Origin of the sequence: Pseudomonas sp. NPDC086251 (genome assembly GCF_044746405.1) — a bacterium.
GTDB lineage: Bacteria > Pseudomonadota > Gammaproteobacteria > Pseudomonadales > Pseudomonadaceae > Aquipseudomonas.
Map to the genome: position 1 here is coordinate 105,621 of NZ_JBIVBY010000016.1, position 23,086 is coordinate 128,706.

Annotated in this window: 2 protein-coding genes; both read right to left on the bottom strand. The window is 63.4% G+C overall.

The genetic code is table 11. The annotated features are described in order from the left end of the window. Positions 1 to 177: 177 nt before the first annotated feature. Complete coding sequence (locus ACIPL2_RS19815; protein WP_401358752.1) at positions 178 to 11,940, bottom strand: non-ribosomal peptide synthase/polyketide synthase; 11,763 nt, start codon at positions 11,938 to 11,940, stop codon at positions 178 to 180. Then, positions 11,940 to 22,925, bottom strand: coding sequence for an amino acid adenylation domain-containing protein (locus ACIPL2_RS19820; protein WP_401358753.1), 10,986 nt, complete (start codon positions 22,923 to 22,925; stop codon positions 11,940 to 11,942). The genes ACIPL2_RS19815 and ACIPL2_RS19820 overlap by 1 nt, the downstream gene beginning before the upstream one ends. Positions 22,926 to 23,086 lie beyond the last annotated feature (161 nt).

Here is a 23,086-nt window from a genome sequence, read left to right on the forward strand (position 1 = left end):
GGACGAATCCTTTTACACAAAGAGGTGAATACAAAATCCTGAAACGAACGACACTTGTGTAGGAGCTGTCGAGAGAAACGAGGCTGCGATCTTTTGATCTTGATCTTAAAAAAAGGTCAAGAGATCGCAGCCTCGTTTTACTCGACAGCTCCTACGGGGGGGCCTATGGGGCTGCGGTTAGGCGATGGCCAATTGGCGGTCCAGCAAAGCTTCCAGCTCGTCGAGCAACTCGTCACCGCGCAGCAACTCGTAATGCCCGCCGGCCAACAAGCGATCAACGCCCTGACTGCCGACCTGCGCCTCGAACACCCGGCGCTCGTCGTCGCGCCCGGCCACCCACCAGCGATGTGCCGTGACCTGAACCTTCGGCAGTTGTCGATGGGCCAACGCCAATTGCTTGAGCGATGAGCCCGTGGCGAAAATCTGCGTGAGTTCGCCCGCGCCCAACGCCGCATGGCCATTGGCACCGTGCATGGCGGCCTCGATCACGGCGGCGGCACCTTCGCGCTCGTTCAAGTCAGCGGCTTTTAGTGCGATCAGCGCTTGAGCCTCATCCGCCGGCAGACCCAGGACAAACGTCAGGAAGTCCCGCAGGTCTTCGCGCCAGTCCCCCGCTTCCGCCGTGCCCGCCACATAACTGTCGACCAACCCGGCAAACGCGACGGTCTCACCCTGCCGCTCCAGTTCATGCGCGACCAATTGCGTCAACGCGCCACCCAATGACCAGCCCAGCAAGTAATACGGACCATCAGCCTGCTGCGCGCGAATCCGTTGCGCATAGGCCTGAGCCATCGCCAGCAACGACGCATCCTGCCAGTGCGGATCAAGCAGCATCCGGCATTGCAAACCGTACACTGTGCGCCGTCCTTCCAGACGCCGCGCCAGCGGTTCGTAGTCGAACACCGTGCCGAAACCGGCGTGCAGGCAGAACAGCGCCGGCACGTTAGGGGTGCGCGCATTCAGCGCCAATAACGGGTCCGGCGCAGACGCCGGTTCGGCAGCCTGATAACCACTGAGTTCGGCGATGCACGGTCTCTGCATCAAGTCCCGCAGTTTCAGTTCGAAGCCCAGTTGCGGCTGGCTGCGTACCCGCGAGATGACTTTGAGCACTTGCAACGAGTCGCCACCGAGTTCGAAGAAGTTGTCGTCGATGCCCACTTGCGGCACGCCGAGCACCTCTTGCCAGATCGCCGTCAGCGCCGTTTCCAGTGCGTTGCGCGGCGCGCGATAACCGCCGAGCGCCCATTCAGGTTCCGGCAGTGCGCGACGATCAAGCTTGCCGTTGGCCGACAGCGGGAAGCGTTCCAGCACCATGATCCGCGCCGGCACCATGTAGTCCGGCAGTTGCGCTTGCAGTTCAGCCTTGAGTCGGCGATCCAGCCCGGTCGTACCCGCCGCCACCACATAACCGACCAACTGCTTGCCGGTCGGCGTGTCGTGCACCACCACGGCAGCATCCTGCACCCCGACGCAGTCGCGCAGACGCGCTTCGATTTCGCCCAGCTCAATGCGGAAACCACGGATCTTCACTTGCTGGTCAAGCCGCCCCAGGTAGTCGATCAACCCGCACTCGCGCTGGCGCACCAGGTCGCCGGTGCGGTACATGCGGCCACCCGCTTCGAACGGATCGGGAATGAAGCGTTCGGCACTCATGCCCGGGCGCTGGTGATAACCACGGGCCAGGCATTCACCGCCCAGGTACAGCTCACCGCTGACACCGACCGGCAACGGGTTGAGGTCGGCATCCAGCACGTACAACCCACGCCCGGCCACACCACGCCCGATCGGCGCATACGCCGCGTCGCAGGTTTCGCTGATTTCAGCACGCCACAACAGCGGCGTGACCACGGTTTCGGTCGGGCCGTAACCATTGACCAGACGCTGCGGACGCAAGGCGCGTTTGACCTGTTCGAAACTGGCCTCCGGTACCGCGTCACCGCCAAAGCAATACACCTCGACCGCCGGCGGATTGCCCAGGCGTTCCGCCACTTCGGCCATTTGTTGCAGGTACGCTGGCGGGAAGCAGGCCACGGTGACGTGGTGGCGATGCAGCACTTCCAGGGTTTGCTCCGGGGTCCACAGACGGTCATCGCGGATCACCAGGCTGCCGCCCGCCAACATCACACTCAGCCAACGCTCCTGAGCACCGTCGAAGGCAAACGACATGAAGTGCAACTCGCGGCTGCTCGGTGCCAGTTCGTAGAGTTCGATGATGCCGCGGCAATGCCGGGCAATCGATCCGCGTGCCACGGCCACGCCTTTGGGTTGGCCGGTGGAACCGGAGGTGTAGATCAGGTACGCGAGGTGCCCCGGCAGCGGATTGGAAACCGGGCACTCGACACGGTCATCAATGGACAGTTGATCGAGCAACAAGCGTGGCGGGCTGTCAGGCAGGGTCAATCGCTCGCCCAGATCGCTGTCGCACAGCAACAGGCTGGCCGCCGAATCGTTGAGCATGTAGGCCAGTCGCTCGGCCGGGTACGCCAAGTCCAGAGGCAGATACGCCGCGCCGGCTTTTAGCACCGCAAGGAACGCAATGAGGGTGCGCTCGGAACGCGGCAACGCCACCACCACCAGACTTTCCGCACCGATACCGCGACCGATCAATTGCTGCGCCAGCCCGTTGGCCTGTGCCTCTAGCTCGGCATAACTGACGTGCCGATCTTCACAGAACAAGGCGATTTTCTGCGGCTGCGTGCGCACATGCTGATTGAACGCGTGCAGCAAATCGGCGTTATCGTCGGACGCTTGAGGCAGGCTGATTAGCGCTTCAGGCAAGCCAATGTTGCCGAGCAGGCACGTCGCATCCTCAGGCAACGCCCGCAGCAAACCTTCCAGCTGCGCACGAATCCGCTGCACGTCCACGTCACTGAAGCGATCACGCAGGAACAGGTATTCGACCTCCAGCCCTTCCTCGTTGGCGCTGACCATCAAGTCCATCGGGAAGTTGGTCACCCCGCCGCTGCCGACTTCGGCGAAGCGCAGCTCACCCTCCTCGCCTCCTTTCAAGGCGCGGTCCACCGGATGGTTTTCAAACACGATGATGCTGTCGAACAAGCCCTGGCCACCTTGCCCGGCCCAGCGCTGAATGTCCGACAGCGGCGTGTGTTCGTAGTCGCGGACCATCAGGTTGTAATCCTGCAATTGGCGCAACCACTCGCCCAACGGCTGTTGCGGATCAAGCGTCTGGATCACCGGCAAGGTGTTGATGAACAGACCGAGCATGTCCTGGGCACCGGCCAACCCGGTCGGACGCCCCGCCACCGTGGCGCCGAACGCGACGCAGCGTTGGCCGCTGTGGCGTTGCAACAGCAGCAGCCACGCGCCTTGCACCAGGGTGTTGAGCGTCACGCGCTGACGCTTCGCGAACGTGTGCAGTTTGCGCGTCGCCTCGGCGTCGAGGTGGCTGTACATCACGCCATGACCGGAGCCTTCGGCACCCGAAGCCTTGGCCAGAATGGTCGGTTCTTCAAGCAAGGCCAGGCGCTCGCGCCAGAAACCTTCGGCCTGCGCGCCGTCCTGGCGTTGCAGCCAGGCGATGTAATCGGCGTAACGACCGGTCAGGGTCGGCAGGCTGTCGTCGTGGTACAGGCGCAGCATGTCGCCCAACAGACGCGAGGCGCTCCAGCCGTCGAGCAACAGGTGATGGTAGATCCAGATCATCTGGTAACGGTTGTCACCCAGGCGCACCAGGATGAAACGCATCAACGGCGGGCAACTGAGGTCGAAGCCCTTGGCCTGTTCCGCCGCCGCCAGTTCACTCAGCGCCTGTTCGGTGTCGGCACGCTCGCGCCAATCAAGTTCTTCGATCAGCAACTCGACGTCGGCGAACACCGCTTGCAGCGGATCGGCCAAACCATCGCGCCAGCGGAACGCCGCGCGCAGCACTTCATGACGCTCTAGCAAGGTTTGCCAAGCGGCGCGGAAACGCGGCACCTGCAAACCGTCTACCGCCACGCTCAGCTGGTTGACGTAGGGATTGAGCTCCGGTGAATCGAGGCAATGGAACAGCATGCCTTGCTGCATCGGCGACAGCGGATACAAGTCTTGCAGACCCTCGCGGGCGGCGATGTCGATGTGCGGCACCAGGGCAAACGCCTCGATTTTCGGCGCTTCAACCAGCGCCGCTTCACGGCTGCTGGCCACTGCGGCGAGGGCACGGATGGTTTGCTGCTCGAACAGTTGCTTCGGACTGAACACCAACCCGCGCTGGCCGGCACGGCTTACCGCTTGCAGCGAGATGATCGAGTCACCGCCCAGTTCGAAGAAGTTTTCGGTGACGCCCACCGACTCCAGCCCCAGCAATTCCTGCCAGATCTCCACCAGCAGCGCTTCGGCCGGTGACGCGGCGGCGACTTGATCGTGGTTCTGCCGAGAGGCTTCAGGTGCTGGCAGGCCTTGGCGATCAAGCTTGCCGTTCGGCGTCAGCGGCAATGCGGCCAGGCACATCAAGTGCGCCGGCAGCATGTGCGCCGGCAGACGGCTGCGCAGGTGCAACGTCAACGCTTCACGCAAATCCTGTTCGCCGGCGAGCGGATCACGCGGCACCACGTAGCCGACCAACTGGCGGCTCACCGGGCCTTCGCGGTCGATGACAAAGGCTTCACGCACGCCTTCATGCTCCAGCAGGCAGGCTTCGATTTCGCCGAGTTCGATACGGAACCCACGAATCTTCACTTGCTGGTCGATACGCCCGAGGTATTCCACGACGCCGTCGGCACGGAAGCGTGCAAGGTCGCCACTGCGATACAAGCGCGCGCCCGGCACGAACGGGTCCGGTACGAAGCGTTCGGCGGTCAGGTCCGGTCGCTGATGGTAACCCCGCGCCACGCCCTCGCCACCCAGGTACAACTCGCCCGCCACGCCGACCGGCAACGGCTGCAAGCCGCCGTCCAGGATGTAGGCGCTGCGGTTGCCGACCGGTCGACCAATCGGCATGAACGCCGAGTCGAATTCGGTCTCCGGATACGCCAGCCAGATCAGCGGCGTGATCACCGTTTCGGTCGGGCCATAGCCATTGATCAGGCGCTTGGGTTGCAGTACTTGCTGGACTTCATCGAACGCATGTTTGGCCATGCCTTCACCGCACGGCGTGTAGGAACGGATCGGCAGATCGCGCCCTGCTTCACCCATGAAATCGGCGATCTGCACCAGGTAGCTCGGGGTGAAGCAGGCGATGGTGATGCCGTGCTTTTCGATCTCGGCGCAGGTGCGCTCCACGCTCCACAACTCGTCGTCGCGCGGCATCACCGCCGAACCGAACACCAGCGGCGTCAGCCAACGTTCATGGGCGCCGTCGAAGCTGATCGAGGCAAATTGCAGTTCGCGGTCGTCCGGGGTCATGCCGTACAACTCGCCGATCGACAGGCAATGCATGGCCAGCGGACCGTGGGCCACGCTGACGCCTTTTGGGCGGCCGGTGGAACCCGAGGTGTAGATCAGGTACGCGAGGTTTTCACCACAGGTGAGGTTGACCGGGTTGGTCTCGGCCATGAACTCCAGTGGCTCACGATCCACTTCCAGCACTTGCAAACCTTCCGGCAAGGGCAGTTTTTCCCGCAGCCACGATTGACTGAGCAGCAGCGAAATCCCGCTGTCCTCCATCAGATAGCGCAGGCGTTCCGCCGGGTAGGCCGGGTCCAGCGGCACGTAGGTGCCGCCGGCCTTGAGGATCGCCAGCAGGCCAATGATCATGTCCGGCGAACGTTGCATCGCCAGGCCGACCCGCATTTCCGGGCCGATGCCGAGTGCACGCAGGTGATGGGCCAAACGGTTGGCGCGACGGTTGAGCTCGTCGAAGCTGAGTTCCAGGTCGTTGAAGATCAGCGCCGTGGCGTGCGGTCGGGCAACCGCCTGGGCCTCGATCAACTGATGCACGCACAGCGGGTTTTCCGCCGCGGTGAACGGGGGGTTCCATTCCAGCAACTGCTGCGCGCGTTCCGGCGCGGTCAGCAGGTCCAGTTCACTCAATGCAGCGCGGGGCGCGGCGACCATCGCCGCCAGCAACGCGGCCAGATGCTCGCTCATGCGGACAATGGCTTCGCCGCTGAAGTGCGCGCACTGGTAGCTCCAGTTCAGGCTCAATTGAGCTTCAGCAGTGGCCGCCAGGGTCAGCGGGAAATTGGCGCGTTCGTGGTTCTGCGGGATCGAAAAACTCAAACCGGCCGGCGCGCCTTGTTGCAACGCTGCGGCCACCGGGAAGTTTTCGAACACCAGCAGGCTGTCGAACAGCGGCTCGCCGGCACGACCGGCCCAACGCTGAATATCGCCGAGAGCGGTGAATTCGTGTTCGCGCAGTTCCAGGTTCTGTGCCTGCAAACGAGTCAGCCACTGGCCGACGCTTTCGACCGCGTCCGGGCTGCTGATCACCGGCAAGGTGTTGATGAACAGACCGAGCTGGCTTTCAGCCCCCGGCAAGTCCACCGGCCGCCCGGCCACGGTCGCGCCGAACGCGACGCTGCGTTGGCCGCTGTAGCGTTGCAGCAGCAGGGCCCAGGCACCTTGCACCAAGGTGTTGAGCGTGACTTTTTGCTGACGGGCAAACTCGCTGAAGCGTTGGCTGGTGGCGACGTCGAAGGTCTGGCGATGGTCGGCAAACCCCGTCGTCGACAGGTTTTTACTGTCGCCATGGGCCAGGCTCTGCGCCAACAGGGTCGGGTTGTCGAGGGTCGCGAGTTGTTCGCGCCAGAACAGTTCGTCAGCCTGCGCATCCTGACGTTGCAGCCAACCGATGTAATCGGCGAAACGGCCGGTCGGCGCCTGCACGTCCTGTCCGGCATAACGCTGCAGGACTTCGCTCAACAGCAGCGAATTACTCCAGCCATCGAGCAACAGGTGATGGTGGGTGTAGATCAGTTGCTGACGCTCATCGTCGAGGCGCACCAGAGTCAGCCGCATCAAGGGCGCCTGGGTCGAATCGAGTTGCAGGCGCTCGCTGTCGATCAGCTGCGCCAGCGCTTCGGCCTGATCGCTGCGGTTGCGCCAGTCGAGGCAGGTCATCGGCAAATTCAGATGACGATGGACCAATTGCACCGGTGCTTCGAAGCCATCCGGGAAGTGGAAACTGCTGCGCAGGATTGGATGAGTGTCGAGTACTGCTTGCCACGCGCGGCCCAGCCGTTCGGCGTCGAGCCCGCGAGCTTCGACGCTGAGTTGGTTTACGTACGCGCCGGAATCCGATTCATAGAGGCTGTGGAACAACAAACCGGCCTGCATCGGCGACAGCGGATACAGGTCCTCGATCTGCGCCGGCGGTACCGGCAGACCATCGAGTTGCGCCTGAGTCAGACGCGCCAACGGGAAGTCCGCCGGGGTCACGCCGCCCGCGCCATCGCTCTGGCAATGGGCGATCAGCGCCAGCAATTCACTGCGGAAATCCGCCGCCAGCGCTTCGATCTCGCGCAGGTCGAAGCATTCGCGGCTGAAGGTCCAGTCGAGTTTCAGCTCGCCGCCATAGACTTGGCCGTCCACCGACAGCCAGTTTGGCAACGGTGCGTCCGCCGATTGCGCGGCACCGCTGGACTCAACTGCTGGTGTGAACAGTGAATCCTCGGCAAAGCTCTGGTCGAACTGCCCGAGGTAATTGAAGGTGACCCGCGCTTGCGGCAATGCAGCCAACGCGGCTTGGGTCGCGGCATCGCCCATGTAGCGCAACAAGCCGAAACCCAGGCCTTTGCCGGGGATTTCGCGCAGTTGCTGTTTGACGGCCTTGATCGAACCGCCGAGGTCGGCGGTTGGCGTCAGGCGCACCGGGAACAGGCTGGAAAACCAACCGACCGTGCGGGTCAGGTCGATGTCGTCGAACAGCGCTTCGCGGCCGTGGCCTTCGAGCTGGATCAACGCCGAGTCGTGTCCGGTCCAGCGGCTGAGGGTGCGAGCCAGTGCGGTCAGCAGCAAATCGTTGACGTGCGTGCGGTAGATCGCCGGCGCCTGTTGTAGCAGTTGACGGGTTTGCTCGCGGTCCAGACCGATGCTGACGCCTTGGCGCAGATGCCCCGCTTGACTGGCCTCAGCATTCGCCGCAGGTAGCGAATCATTGGCGAGACTGAGTTGCGCCTGCCACCCGTTCAATTCGCTAGCGGCCGCTTCGGAGCGTGCATACGCATCGAGTTTGTCAGCCCAGGCCTGGAAGGCGCTGGTCTTCGGCGGCAGGTCCTGGCCCTGATAAGCAGCCTGCAAATCTTCCAGCAACACCCGCCAGGAAACACCGTCCACGGCCAAATGGTGGATGACCAACAGCAAACGCTGCGAGCCATCGGCCTGAGTGATCAACGCCACCCGCAGCAACGGCCCATCTTGCAAACTGAGGCTGCGCTGCGCCTCATCGCACACCGACTCCAGCGAGGCATCGCTGGCCACGCGAGCGGTCCAGAGCATGTCGATGACGTCGGCGCTGTCGGCCCCGACATACCGCGCCGACCACTGGCCATCAACCTGGCTGAAGCGCAGACGCAGCGCATCGTGCTGCTTGAGCAAACGTTGCAACGCGGCTTGCAGGCGCGGCAATTCGAGGGTTTCACGCGGCACCAGCAGCACCGCCTGGTTCCAGTGCGCACGCTGCGCAATCGGCTCGTCGAAGAACCAGCGCTGGATCGGCGTGAGTTTTTGCAACCCGTCCACCGGCCCTTGTTGCGCCAGCGGTGCCGCCTGCTCTTTCACAACAGCAGCCAATGCTTGCAGAGTCTGCTGCTGGAACAGATCACGCGGTTGCAGGCTCAAACCGGCACGACGGGCACGGCTGACCACCTGAATCGAAATGATCGAATCGCCGCCCAGTTCGAAGAAGTTGTCCTGACGCCCGACCTGTTCCACGCCTAACACGTCCTGCCAAATCTGCGCCAGCACCTGCTCGTGTTCGCTGCGTGGCGCTTCGAACGCGCGCTGGCTGACCTGCGCGGTTGGCGCGGGCAGGCGTTTACGGTCGAGCTTGCCGTTGGGGCTCAGGGGCATGTGCTCGATCAGCACGGTCTGCGCCGGCACCATGTAGTCCGGCAGGCTGGCGAGCAAATGGCTTTTCAGGGTTTCACGCCACATGCCTTGTTGCCCGGCATCGACGTCCAACAGGGCGCGATCCTGCGGCACGATGTACGCGACCAATTGCTTGCCGCTCGGACCATCGAGGGCCAACACCACGGCCTCCTGAACGTCGGCATGCTCTTGCAGGCGCGCTTCGATTTCGCCCAGTTCGATGCGCAAACCACGGATCTTCACTTGATGGTCAATACGCCCGCAGTAGTCGATGGCGCCGTCGGCGCGATAGCGTGCCAGGTCACCGGTGCGGTACAGGCGCTCGCCGCTGCCGAACGGGTCGACCACGAAACGCTCGGCGGTCAGCGCACCACGACGGTGATAACCACGGGCCAGACCGATACCGCCAAGGTACAACTCGCCCACCGCGCCCAGCGGCAACGGTTGCAGTTCGCTGTCGAGGATGCAGGTACGCAGGTTGGCGATCGGGCGGCCGATCGGCACGCTGTCGCGGCCTTCTTCGACGCAGGTCCAATGGGTGACGTCGATGGCCGCTTCGGTCGGGCCATAGAGGTTGTAGAGATGGGCTTGCGGCAGACTGCGCAAGGTCTGGCGTTGCAGTTCCATCGGCAGCGCTTCGCCACTGCAAATGATCCGTTGCAACGACGTGCAAGCGAGCGCCTCGTCGGCAGCGATAAACGCCGAAAGCATCGACGGCACGAAGTGCAGCGTGGTGATCGCCTGCTCGACGATCAACGCGGCAAGGCGTTGCGGATCGCGATGCTCGCCGGGCGCGGCGATGACCAGCGTAGCGCCCTTCATCAGCGGCCAGAAAAACTCCCACACCGACACGTCGAAACTGAACGGTGTTTTTTGCAGCACGCGGTCGCTCGGCAGCAAGTTGTAGGCTTGCTGCATCCACTCCAGACGGTTGTGCAGCGCCACATGGCGGTTGCCCGCGCCTTTGGGTTTGCCGGTGGAACCGGAGGTGTAAATCACATAGGCAAGATTTTCTGCGACGGCCAGGTTGGGCAGATCAGTCCCCGGCAGATCGCTCAGCCAGTCAGCCTCGGCGTGCAGGCACAAGGTGCGCACGTTGTCCGGCGTCGGCAGTTGTGCCAGCAAATGTTCCTGGGTCAGCAACAGCGAAATGCCGCTGTCTTCGATCATGTAGCTCAGGCGATCAACGGGGTACTCCGGGTCCAGCGGCACGTAGGCGCCACCGGCCTTGAGAATCGCTAACAGGCCGACGACCATTTCAAACGAACGGTCGCAGGCAATCCCCACCAGCCCTTCCGGGCCGACACCCTGCGCACGCAGATGATGGGCCAAGCGATTGGCGCGCAGGTTCAGCTCGGCGTAACTCAGGCTCCGGCCCTGGAACACCAGCGCGGTCGCCTCACCGTTTTCAATCACGCGTTCTTCGAAATGCCGCTGAACGCAGACTTCGCCCGGATAGGCCTGAGCGGTGTCGTTGAGGTCATCCAGAATGCGCAGGCGCTCGTCGGCATCCAACAGCGGCAACTCGGCGAGCGGGCATTGCGGATTCGCCAGCACCCCAGCCAGCAAGTTGCGCCAATGTCGAGCGAGGTGCTCGATACGCTCGGCGTCGAACAGGTCGGTGGCGTAAGTCAGGCTGGCGAACAGCTTGTCGCCCTCTTCCTGCGTATCCAGTTGCAAATCGAACTGCGTGGTGTGCGCCGTGGCATTCAACGCTTCAACGCGCAGGCCGGCGAGTAAGCCACTGACCGCCGCCGGTCTGGCTTGCTGGTGGTTGAACATCACCTGGAACAATGGGCTGTGGCTCAGGCTGCGTTCACCTTGCAACGCCTGCACCAGACGCTCGAACGGTAGGTCCTGATAACCCTGGGCATCCAGCGACGCGGCGCGGGTCTGGTCGAGCAACTGGCTGAACGGCAGACGTCCATCGAGCTCGGCGCGCATCACCTGAGTGTTGACGAAAAAGCCGATCAGACCTTTGGTTTCCGCACGATTACGGTTGGCAATCGGCACGCCGATGCGCAGGTCGGACTGACCGCTGTAGCGATAGAGCAACGCCTGGAAGCTCGCCAGCAACAGCATGAACGGCGTGACGCCGCGCTGTTTGGCCAGGTTCATCAGGCCGCTGGCCAGTTTTGCATCGAGGGCAAAATCCAGACGCGCACCGCGCTGGCTCGGTTGCGCCGGGCGCGGACGGTCGGTGGGCAATTCGAGCAGCGGTTGTTCGCTGCCCAGCGTGTCACGCCACCAGTTGAGTTGACGTTCCAGCTCGCCCGCTTCCATCCAGCGGCGTTGCCACAAGGCGTAGTCGGAATACTGAATCGGCAACGCTTGCAGCGCCGCGCTCTGTCCTTGGCAATGGGCGGCATAGAGCCGGGAAAATTCCTCGACCAACACGCCCATCGACCAACCATCAGTAACGATGTGGTGCAAGGTCAGCAACAGCACATGATCGTCGGCATCGAGCTGCAACAGGCTGACCCGCAACAGCGGACCGTGCTGCAGATCGAACGGTCGGGCGATGTCCTGCTCGACGGTTTTCATCGCGAGATCGAGGCGCTGATCCTGAGGCTCGGCACGCAGGTCGACCTGCTCAATCGGCAGCGAAGTGAATTCGGCCAATGTCTGCAGCACCTGACCGTCATCTTCGACAAAACGGCTGCGCAAACTTTGATGACGCTCCAGCAGCGCATCGAAACTCTGCTGCAACGCCGCGCCATTCAGCGGCCCGTGCAAACGCAGGGCGGCCGGAATGTTGTACGCCGAGCTCTGCGGATCAAGCTGCCAGAGGAACCATTGGCGCTGCTGCGCATACGACAGTTCGAAGCTCGCTTGCGCCTCGGCGGCGGGCGGAATCGGCAGCTGGCCGAAGCTCACGCCCTGCTCTTGCATGCGTTGCAGAAACTCGCGGCGCTTGTCAGCCGGCAGGCCGGCGAAGCGGCTGGCGATACGCTGGGCAGTGGTGTGTTCCATCAGTTGATCTCCATCTCGTCGAGAAGCGACTCAAGCGCATCAAGACGTGCATCGTTGTCAGCCGGGGCGTGTTGCCCGGCCATGGCGGCATAAGCCTGAAGGTCGGTGGATTCGAACAGCGCGCGCAGCGGCAGCTCGATGCCCAGTTCCAGTTCCACGCGGGCACTGGCCTGGGCGGCGAGCAACGAATGCCCGCCCAATTCGAAGAAGTTGTCGCGCCGGCCGATCTGCGCCACGCCCAGCACGTCGGCCCAGATGACTGCCAGTTGCCGTTCGAGATCGCCTTCGGGGGCTTCGAACGGTCGTTGCCAGTCCTCGGCATCGGGCAGCGGCAAGGCCTTGCGGTCGAGCTTGCCGTTGCCGGTCAGCGGCAAGGCATCCAGCAGCAGCCAGTGGCTCGGCACCATGTAATCCGGCAGATCGACCTTGAGCGCGGCGCGCAGGTGGTCGCGCCAGGCAATCGGGTCGTGCGGGGTCTGTTCGGCGACGACATAGGCGCACAGCTGCGGCCCGCCCTCGCTGGAATGCACGCTCAACACCGCTTGGCGCACACCCGGCTGGGCCAGCAACGCGGCTTCGATTTCGCCCAGTTCGATGCGGAAACCGCGGATCTTCACTTGCTGATCGATCCGCCCGAGGTAGTCGATGCTGCCGTCGGCACGCTGGCGCGCCAGGTCGCCACTGCGATAGAGACGCTGCGCGGCGTCGAACGGGCTCGGCACAAAGCGCTCGGCGGTCAGGCCGAATCGCCCGTGATAACCCCGCGCCAAACCGGCGCCGACGATGTACAACTCACCCGCCACGCCCACCGGCACCGGTTGCAACTGGCTGTCGAGCAAGTACCAGCGCAGGTCGCGGATCGGCAGGCCGATCGGGCTTTGCGCCTTGCCGTCGAGGTCGGCCAGACGGATGGCGCGGTAGGTCACGTGCACCGTGGTTTCGGTGATGCCGTACATGTTCACAAGCGTTGGCTGCTGATCGCCGAAGCGTTCGAACCATGGACGCAGGCTCGCCACTTCCAGCGCTTCGCCGCCGAAAATCACCTGACGCAGCGCCAGGCTTCGCTCGCTGGCGCAGGCAATCGGCAACAACTGGCGGAACGCGCTCGGGGTCTGGTTCAACACCGTCACGCCTTCATCACAGAGCAAACGGTAAAACGCTTGCGGCTCGCGGCTGATGTCATACGGCACGATCACCAGGCGCCCGCCGGTGCACAGCGAACCAAACAGCTCCCACACCGAGAAGTCGAACGCGTAGGAGTGGAACAGCGTCCAGACATCGTCTGGACCGAAGTTGAACTCGGCAGCGGTGGCCGTGAGCAAACGCCCGACGTTGCCATGGCTGAGCAAGGCGCCTTTCGGCCGACCGGTGGAACCGGAGGTGTAGATCACGTACGCGAGGTTGTCCGGGGTCGCCAGCGCTGGCAGGTTGTCGGCGCTGTAAGCGTCCAGCGGCAACGACTCCAGGCTCAGCACTTGTACGCCGTCGCGGGCCGGCAAACCGTCGATCAAGTGTTGTTGGGTCAGCAGCAACGTAATGCCGCTGTCTTCGATCATGTAGCTCAGGCGTTCGGCCGGGTATTGCGGGTCCAGCGGCACGTAGGCGCCGCCCGCCTTGAGAATCGCCAGCAAGCCGATCACCAGCGGCATTGCCCGCTCGGTGGCGATGCCGACCCGCACCTCGGGGCCGACGCCCTGCTCGCGCAGTTTGCGCGCCAGTCGGTTGGCCTGAGCGTTGAGCGCGGCGTAAGTCAGTTGCTCGCCTTGGTAGACCAGCGCAACGCTGTTCGGCTGTTGAGCGGCTTGAAGCTCGAACAACTGATGCAGGGTTGGCGATGGCGCTTGCGCCTGGAACGCCGGGTTCCAATGCTCGATCAACGCAGCCTTTTGCGGCGCTTGCAGCAACGGCAATTCAGCGACCCGTTGCTGTGGATCCTCGACCACGGCGCGCAGCAGGTTCAGCCATTGGTCGGCAAGGCGCTGCATGGACGCTGCGTCGTACAGATCCGTGGCGTAGGTCAGGCTGGCATCGAGTGCTTCGCCCTGCTCCTGAGTGTCGAGCACCAGGTCGAACTGGGTGGTGTGTTGCTGCCAGTGCAGACGCTCGACCTGCATACCCGCGACGGTGCGTTCAACGCTGCCGCCCAACTGCTGCTGATGGTTGTAGAGCACCTGGAACAATGGGCTGTGATTCAGGCTGCGATCAGGCTGCAACGCGTCGACCAGTTGCTCGAACGGCAAGTCCTGATGGGCCTGTGCCGCCAATGCCACTTGTTTGACCTGTTGCAGCAAGGTGCTGAAGGATTGCTGCCCGTCGATCTCGGCGCGCAGCACTTGGGTGTTGATGAAGAAACCGATCAGGCCTTCGGTTTCAATCCGCGAACGGCCGGCGCTCGGCACGCCGACGCTGATGCTCGACTGCCCGCTCTGGCGATGCAGCAAGGTCTGGAAACTCGCCAGCAACAGCATGAACAGCGTCACCTGTTGTTCCTGGGCACGCTGACGCAAACCGGCCAGCAACGCGCGATCAACGTTCAGCACCAGGCTGGCCCCGCGCTCGGTTCGACGGGCCGGGCGGGTCAGTTCACTGGGCAATTCAAGCGGGGTTTGGTTGCCCGCCAGTTGCTCGCGCCACCACGTCAGTTGACGCGCGCCCTCGCCCGCCTCCAGCCAATCGCGCTGCCAGCGGGCGTAGTCGCTGTAGTTCACCGGCAGAGTGACAAGGTTCGCCGCTTTGCCATCGACCGCCGCCTGATACAGCGCGCTGAACTCATCGACCATCACCTGCATCGACCAGCCATCGGCGGCGATGTGGTGCACGGTGAGCACCAGCACCTGTTCGTTGGCGCTGACTTGCAGCAGCAACACCCGCCACAACGGGCCGTTGCGCAGGTCGAACGGCTGGGCGATTTCTTCGGCCACGGCGTTGTTGATCGATGACTCATCGACTGGCCGCTCACTCAACTGCAACGGCATCTCGGCATGGACACGCGGACGCGCTTGTTGGCCATCCTGTTCGAAGGTTGTGCGCAGGGTTTCGTGACGGGCCTGCAACTGGGCGAAGGCTTCACGCAAGGCTTGGCGGTTCAGCGGACCTTTGAGGCGCAGCGCAGCGGGAATGTTGTAGGCCGAACTCTGTGGGTCCAGCTGCCAGAGAATCCACTGACGCTGCTGGGCGTAGGAAAGAATCCGTGGTTGATCGGCCGCAGCCCGTTGCAGCGCCGGTTGACCGCTGATCTTCGCCAGCGCGGCACGCTCGGCAAATGCCGCCAGATTCGCGGCGGAAAACAGGCTGCTCACGGACAGTTCAAGGTGCAGTTGCTGACGCACGCGGGAGATCACCTGCAACACCAGAAGCGAATGCCCGCCCAACTCGAAGAAGTTGTCGTCGCGGCCTACTGGCTCAAGCTGCAGCACTTCCTGCCAGATCAGCGCCAGTTGCGTTTCCAGCCCCTCGGCCGGCGCCACGAATGCACGTTGAGCCTCAATGGCTTCAGCACGCGGCAAGGCTTTGCGGTCAAGTTTGCCGTTGTTGTTGAGCGGCAGTTTGGCCAGCAGCACCAGATGGCTGGGCACCATGTATTCCGGCAGAGACTGGCGCAGAACGGCTTTGAGGTTTTCGAAATAGCCGGCCTGAGAATCCATTGCACTGCTGGCCACGATGTACGCCACCAGTTGCGTCCCGTCCTGAGCGACGACAGCCGCTTCATGCACCTCCTCCCGCGCTTGCAGGCAGGCTTCAATCTCGCCCATCTCGATGCGGAAACCGCGAATCTTCACTTGATGGTCGATACGGCCAACGTATTCCAGATCGCCCTCGGCGTTGTAACGCGCCAGGTCACCACTGCGGTACAAACGCGCGCCCGGCTCACGGGCAAACGGGTCTGGCAGGAAGCGTTCGGCGGTCAGCGCCGGACGATCGAAGTAGCTTTGCGCCAGGCTCGACGGCGCGCCGATGCACAGTTCACCGACGCCACCGTTTGGCAGCAGTTGACCAGCCGAGTCCAGCACATACAACGCGCGGCCCGCGATGGCGCGCCCGATCGGGATGCCGAACGCGTCGCTGGCATCGAGCAATCGGCACTCGTGAACGCTGGACACCACCGTCGCTTCGGTCGGCCCGTAGGTGTTGAGCAAACGCACGTGGCTCAAACCGGCTTGATGCCACAAGCGCAAGCCTTCGACCGACATCGCTTCGCCGCCGACGTGAACCTGGCGCAACTGGCCCAGGCTACCCACGGCGCCGCTCGCACATTCACGGGCGAGCAAGTACCAGTAGGCGGCCGGCAAGTCCGCCACGGTCACGCCTTGAGCGACGATTTCGACGGCCAGTCGGCCGGCATCCCACAGCTCATCGCCGCGCATGACCAACGCCGCACCGACGCACAGCGCCGGGAAGCACTGCTCGACGAAGCCATCGAAACTGAACGTCGCGAACTGCAACACGCGGTCGGAGGCCGACAGCCGCGAATAGTCAGCGGCGCCCTGGCAGAACTCGCGCAGCGCGGCATGGGCGATGGCCACGCCTTTGGGTTGGCCGGTGGAACCGGAGGTGTAGATGATGTAGGCAAGATTTTCGGCGACCGCGTGATTGTGCGGATCGTGGTCGGGATAGCCGAGCGACTCGTCCAGGCTTAACAGACGCCGTTCCACCGGCAGCGGTAAATCGTCCAGCAAACCGGATTCGCACAGCAGCACGCTGAGGCGGCTGTCGTCGATCATGTAGCTCAGGCGTTCGGCCGGGTAGTTCGGGTCCAGCGGCACATAGGCGGCGCCGCTTTTCAGTACTGCCAGCAGGCTGACGATCAACTGCGGACCACGCCGCACCGCCAGGCCGACACGCTTGCCGGGCCCGGCGCCGTTGTCGATCAGCCGATGTGCCAGACGGTTGGCCTGGGCGTTCAACTGGCCGTAGCTCAAGGTTTGACCGTCGACCTGTAATGCCAGTGTATGCGGGAGGGCGGCAGCCTTAACCGCGATTTGCTCGTGCACCAACAGCGTTGTGGATAACTCAACCGTGGCCGTTTGACTGATCGCCAGCACTGCGTTTTTGCCGTCGACATCAACCAGTTCCAGCGAACCCAATGCCGCGTTCGGCAGCGCCACCAGTTGCGTCAGCAGGTGCTGCAGGTTCGCCGACAACTGCGCGACCTGAGCCGCACTGAACCGCGCCGCGTCGTAGCTGAACTCCAGGCTCAAGCCTTCGCCCAACTCAATGCCCAGGGTCAGCGGATAGTGGGTGCGCTCGTGGTTGTGCAGGTTGGCGAACGACAGCCCGGCCGGCGCGCCTTGTTTCAGCGCTTCGGCCACCGGGAAGTTTTCAAACACCAGCAGGCTGTCGAACAGCGCCGAACCTTGCTGCCCTGCCCACCCTTGAATGTCGTAAAGCGGCACGTGCTCGAACTCGCGCATGTCCAGGTTCAGGCCTTGCAACTCGCCCAGCCACTGGCTGACGGTTTGATCCGGCTTCATCGCGCACACCAGCGGTAGCGTGTTGATGAACAGCCCGAGCTGCTCTTCGATCCCCGGCAGCGGTGCCGACCGCCCGGCTACCGTGGCGCCAAACACCACGCAATCCTGGCCGGTGTAGCGTTGCAGCAACAGGCTCCAGGCCGCTTGCAGCACCGTGTTGAGGGTGACTTTCTGTTGGCGGGCGAACTCGGCCAGACGCTGGGTCGCGCTGGTGTCGAGGTTGACGCGGTGTTCTTCGGTGCCCTCGGCGCCAACTGGTGGCCTTAAGGCTTCGGCCAGTAGCGTTGGTGCTTCGAGCGGTGCCAAGGCGGCTTTCCAGAATTGCTCGCCAGCCGCTGCCGATTGCTGCTGCAACCAGCCAAGGTAATCGCGGTACTGCCCCGACGGCGCCGGCAGCGTCTGCCGGTTGGCGTAATGCTGGATCACTTCGGCGAGCAACTGCGCGTTGCTCCAGCCGTCCATCAAGATGTGGTGGCTGGTGTAGATCAGGTGCCAGTCGTCAGCGCCCGTTCGCACCAGCTTCAAACGAAACAGCGGTGCGGTTCCCAGTTGGAAACCCTGGACGCGTTCGGCATCGGCCAGCGCATCGGTATCGGTCGCTTCAAGCACTTCAAGCGGCAACGCCACCTGACGCACAATCGCCTGGTGTGCGGTGTCGAGCCCCTGCCAGTGGAAGCTGCTGCGCAGAATGTCGTGGCGCGCCACGGCCGCTTGCCAGGCTTCAGCGAATCGCAAAGGATCGAGCCCCTGGATGTCCAGGCGCAACTGGCTGATGTAGGCGCCCACTTCCGGTTCGTACAGGGTGTGGAACAGCATGCCCTGTTGCATCGGCGACAGTGGATAAAGGTCTTCGAGGGTCGAGACGGCGACCGGCAATGCATCGAGTTGCGCCTGATCGATCCGCGCCAACGGGAAGTCCGACGGTGTCGCTTGCGGTGCTTCAAGGGCGCAGCAATGTTCGATCAGCGCCTTCAATTCTTGCGCGTAGTCGTCGGCCAGACGCTGGATGGTCGCGGTGTCGAACATCTCACGGCTGAAGCCCCAGCTCAGGGACAACTCGCCGCCGTAGACCTGGCCTTCGACGGTCAGCCAGTTGCCCAGCGGCGCCGATGGGTCCTGCGCCACGCCGTTGCCTTCGGTGGACGGGACGAACAGCGCTGCGTCGTCGAATTGCCGGTCAAACTGCCCCAGATAATTGAAGGTGATCCGCGGTTGCGGCAGCGCGGCCAGTTCGGCACGGATCGCCGGGCTGCCGAGGTAGCGCAGTGCGCCATAGCCCAGGCCTTTGTCCGGCACGGCGCGCAGTTGTTCCTTGATGGTTTTGATCGACGCGCCGAGGTCGCTCTCCGGGATCAGGTTGACCGGGAACAGGCTGGTGAACCAGCCGACGGTGCGGGTCAGGTCGATGTCGTCGAACAGGTCTTCGCGGCCATGGCCTTCCAGCTGAATCAGCGTGCTGCCCTGCCCGCTCCAGCGGCAAACGGCACGCGCCAGCGCGGTCAGCAGCAGGTCGTTGACCTGGGTGCGATAGGCCGCCGGGGCTTGTTGCAACAGCTTGCGGGTTTGCTCGGCGTCGAGTTTGAGTTCGAGTTTCTGTTCGAAGCGGTTTTCCAGTGCGCCGTTCGGGCGGTCGCATGGCAGATTATTCGGTGCTTCACGCAGTTGAGTCTGCCAGTGATCAAGGCTGTTTTCGAAGACTGGAACATGCGCTTGCAGACGTGCGACCCAGCGCTGGTAGGTGCTGGTTTTCGCCATCGCCACGACGTCGCCGCGACTGTAGAACTGCTGAAGACCTTCCAGCAGTACGCGCCAGGACACACCGTCCACCGCCAAGTGATGAATGACCAGCAGCAGGCGTTGGCTGCCGTCGGCCATCGCTACGAGCAGCGCGCGCATCAACGGGCCGTTCTGCAGATCGAGGCTGCGTTGGGCTTCGTCGCACAGGGCGTTGAGTCTTTCGACCGATTGCGCCTGGCGCTGCCATAAGACCGATTCGGTGGTCGGCGCCGCGTAGGCTTGCTGCCAGCCTTCGGGCGTCTGTACGTATCGCAGACGCAAACTGTCGTGCTGGGTGAGTAACTTCACCAAGGCTTGATCCAGCGCCTCGACGTTCAACGCCTCGCGCGGCACCAGCAACAGCGACTGGTTCCAGTGCTGACGCTGAGGAATGGCGTGTTCGAAAAACCACTGCTGCACCGGCGCCAGCGCCACCGTGCCCACCGCCGGGCCTTGGTCGATCAGCTGTTGCTCGCCGCTGCGAGCCGCTTGCGCCAGGCTGCGGATGGTCTGGTGCTGGAACAGATCCTTGGGGCTCAGCACGATCCCGGCCTGACGCGCGCGGCTGACCACTTGCATGGAAACGATGGAGTCGCCGCCGAGTTCGAAGAAGTTGTCTTCCAGGCCGACGTTATCGATGGCCAACACGTCCTGCCAGACCGCGGCGAGGGATTTCTCCAGCGCACTGCGTGGCGCGACGTGTTCGCGTGGTTGTTGAATGCCGTCGATGGCCGGCAAGGCCTTGCGGTCGAGCTTGCCGTTGGGGGTCAGCGGCAGCTGGGCGAGGAACAGCAGAAACGCCGGGACCATGTAATCCGGCAAGTGCTGACGCAGTGCCGCTTTCAGAGTTTCACGCAGGCGCGCTTGCGCGTCGATATCGTCCAGCAACGCCGAATCGGTCGGCACGAGGTAGGCGACCAGTTGCTGGCCGTTGACGCCGTCCTGCGCCAGCACCGCCAGTTCGCGCACGGCGTCCTGCTGCAACAGCCGCGCTTCGATTTCACCGAGTTCGATGCGGAAGCCACGGACCTTGACCTGATGGTCGATGCGCCCGACGTATTGCAGCGTGCCGTCGGCCTGATAACGGGTCAGGTCGCCGGTGCGGTACAGGCGTTCGCCCGTACTGGAGAACGGGTTCGGCACGTATTTTTCGGCGGTCAGGCTAGGGCGCATCAGGTAACCGCGCGTGATACCGGCGCCGCTCAGGTACAGCTCGGCGGACACGCCTTGCGGCACGGGTTGCAGATCGGCGTCCAGCACATAACTGGCGGTGTGTTTGAGCGGACGGCCGATATTCGCGCGGCCACCGGCCTCGCGCCGGGTCCAGGTCGAATACGTGGTGTCTTCCGACGGGCCGTACAGATCGAAGACGTGCTCGACGCTCGACTGCTCGTACAGCACGTCCACCAGGCTTTGCTTCAGCGGCTCACCGGCCAGGTTGATGGTGCGCACACTCAGCGGGATCTGCCCGTCGCGCTGCAACGCATTGATCGCCGACGGCACGGTGTTGATCAGGCGCACCTGATCCCGCGCCGGCAGCTGCGGCAACTCCAGGGCATTGCGGGCGATGATTACCGAGCCACCGTTGGCCAGGGTCACGAACAGCTCCCACACCGACAGGTCGAAACACACCGAGGTCGAGGCCAGCACGCCCTGGATGTCGTCGCGGCTGTACACCGATTTCGACCAGTCGATCAGCGCCAGCACGTTGCGATGGGCGATGGCCACGCCTTTGGGTTTGCCGGTGGAACCGGAGGTGTAGATCACGTAGGCCAGGTTGTCCGGCCTGACACGGGTGATCGGGGCGCTGCTCGGGTAAGCGGCCAGCGCGATGTTGTCCATCAGCAACACTTGGGTGTCGGCCGGCACGCTCAATGTAGCCGCCACAGCTTGCTCGGTCAGCAGCACCAAAGCGCGGCTGTCTTCAAGCATGTAGGCGACGCGTTCGGCCGGGTAATCCGGGTCCAGCGGCACGTAGGCGCCGCCGGCCTTGAGCACCGCGAGCAATGCCACCAACAGGTTTTCCGAGCGCTGCATCGCCACGCCGACCCGGACTTCCGGACCTACGCCGAGTTCGATCAGCTTGTGCGCCAGACGGTTGGCTTGAACATCGAGTTCACGGTAAGTCAGCTGTTGGGTGGCGAAGGTGACCGCCCGTGCATCCGGGGTCGCGGCGACTTGTCGGGCGATCAGCTCATGAATGCACAGGTCCTGCGGGAAGTTTTCATCAGCGCGATTCCAGTCATGGACGATGCGCTGATACTCGGCTTTTTCCAGCAGCGGCAAATCACTGATGCGTTGCTGCGAATCACCGACCATGCCGTGCAGCAGGTGCGTCCAATGCTGCGCCATGCGCGCGATGGTGGCGGCGTCGAACAGGTCGTTGGCGTAGGTCAGCGCGGCGTGCAGCTTGCCGCCCTTCTCGTAGGTGTCGAGGGTCAGGTCGAACTGGGTGGTGCGCCCTTCCCACTCGATCACGCCCAGCGCCAGGCCGGAGGCGGTGGTCACGGTGGAAATGTCCGCGACCTGCGGCTGGTGGTTGTACATCACCTGGAACAGCGGCGTGTGGCTGAGGCTGCGCTCGAGTTTCAGCGCTTCGACCAGGCGCTCGAACGGCAAGTCCTGATGGGCTTGTGCGCCGAGGGCGGTTTCCTTGATCGCGCGCAGCAGATCGTCGACGCGGGTCTGGCCATCGAGCCGGGTGCGCAGCACCTGGGTGTTGACGAAGAAGCCGATCAGCCCTTCGATTTCTGCGCGGTTGCGGTTGGCGATTGGCACGCCGACGCGCAGGTCGGTCTGCCCGGTGTAGCGGTGCAGCAGCACGTTGAACGCGCCGAGCAAGAGCATGAACAAGGTGATGTTGTGCTGCTGCGCGGTGGCGCGCAGTTGCTCGGCCAGTTGCCCGTCGACGGCGAATTCATAACGGGTGCCGCGATAGCTCGGCATTGCCGGGCGCGGGTGATCGGTGGGCAGCTCCAACACCGGATGCTCGGCGCCCAGTTGCGCTTGCCAGTAGTCGAGTTGCCGCGTCTGCTCACCGGCCTCCAGCCAACGGCGCTGCCACAGTGCGTAGTCGCTGTACTGGATCGGCAAGGGCGCGAGTTGCGGGTGTGCATCGGCATCAAAAGCGTCGTAGCAACGGATGAATTCGTCGATCAGCACGTTCATCGACCAGCCATCGGACACGATGTGGTGCAAGGTCAGCAGGAGGACGTGTTCCTGCTCGGCGAGCTTGAGCAAGGTGACGCGCAGCAGCGGGCCTGTTTCCAGGTCGAACGGCTGCACCGATTGTTGCTCGGCCGCTTGGGCGACCGCCTGTTCGCGTTCCTTGGCGGGTAGTGCGCTGAAATCCACATGATCGATCACCAGCGGCGCCGAGGCCGGCACTTGCAGCAGAGTGTCGTCGGCCTGGCGCTGGAACACTGTACGCAGGGTTTCGTGACGGGCGACGAGGCTGGCGAAGGCCTGTTCCAGCGCAGCCAAGTTCAGCCGCCCGGTCAACCGCACCGCGCCCGGCAGGTTATACGCGCCGCTGTGCGGGTCCAGCTGCCAGAGAAACCACATGCGTTGCTGGGCGTACGACAGCGCCTGACGATCCTCGGCTTCGACATCGGCAGGAATCGGAAAACGGGCGAAATCCACGCCCTCCTTGTGCAAGGCCGCAAGGAACATCTGGCGCTTTTCCAGGGGCAACCCGATAAACCGGCGAGCAAGTTTCAAGGAGTCTTCAGCATTCATTTCTTAGCATCCGGATCGTTGGCAGGAAGCACAAAGGCACGTCGTCCCTATAAAACGAATGCAGACCGGAAAAATTAGCGAATGAGAACAAGTATCAGAAAGGAGGCAGAACGCGGAGTGTGAGGGTGACAAAAATCCCTGTGGGAGCGGGCTTGCTCGCG

Bases quoted from the DNA above. Each gene is read 5' to 3' on its own strand.
- ACIPL2_RS19815 (WP_401358752.1), bottom strand. From the start codon at position 11,940: ATGGAACACACCACTGCCCAGCGTATCGCCAGCCGCTTCGCCGGCCTG.
- ACIPL2_RS19820 (WP_401358753.1), bottom strand. From the start codon at position 22,925: ATGAATGCTGAAGACTCCTTGAAACTTGCTCGCCGGTTTATCGGGTTG.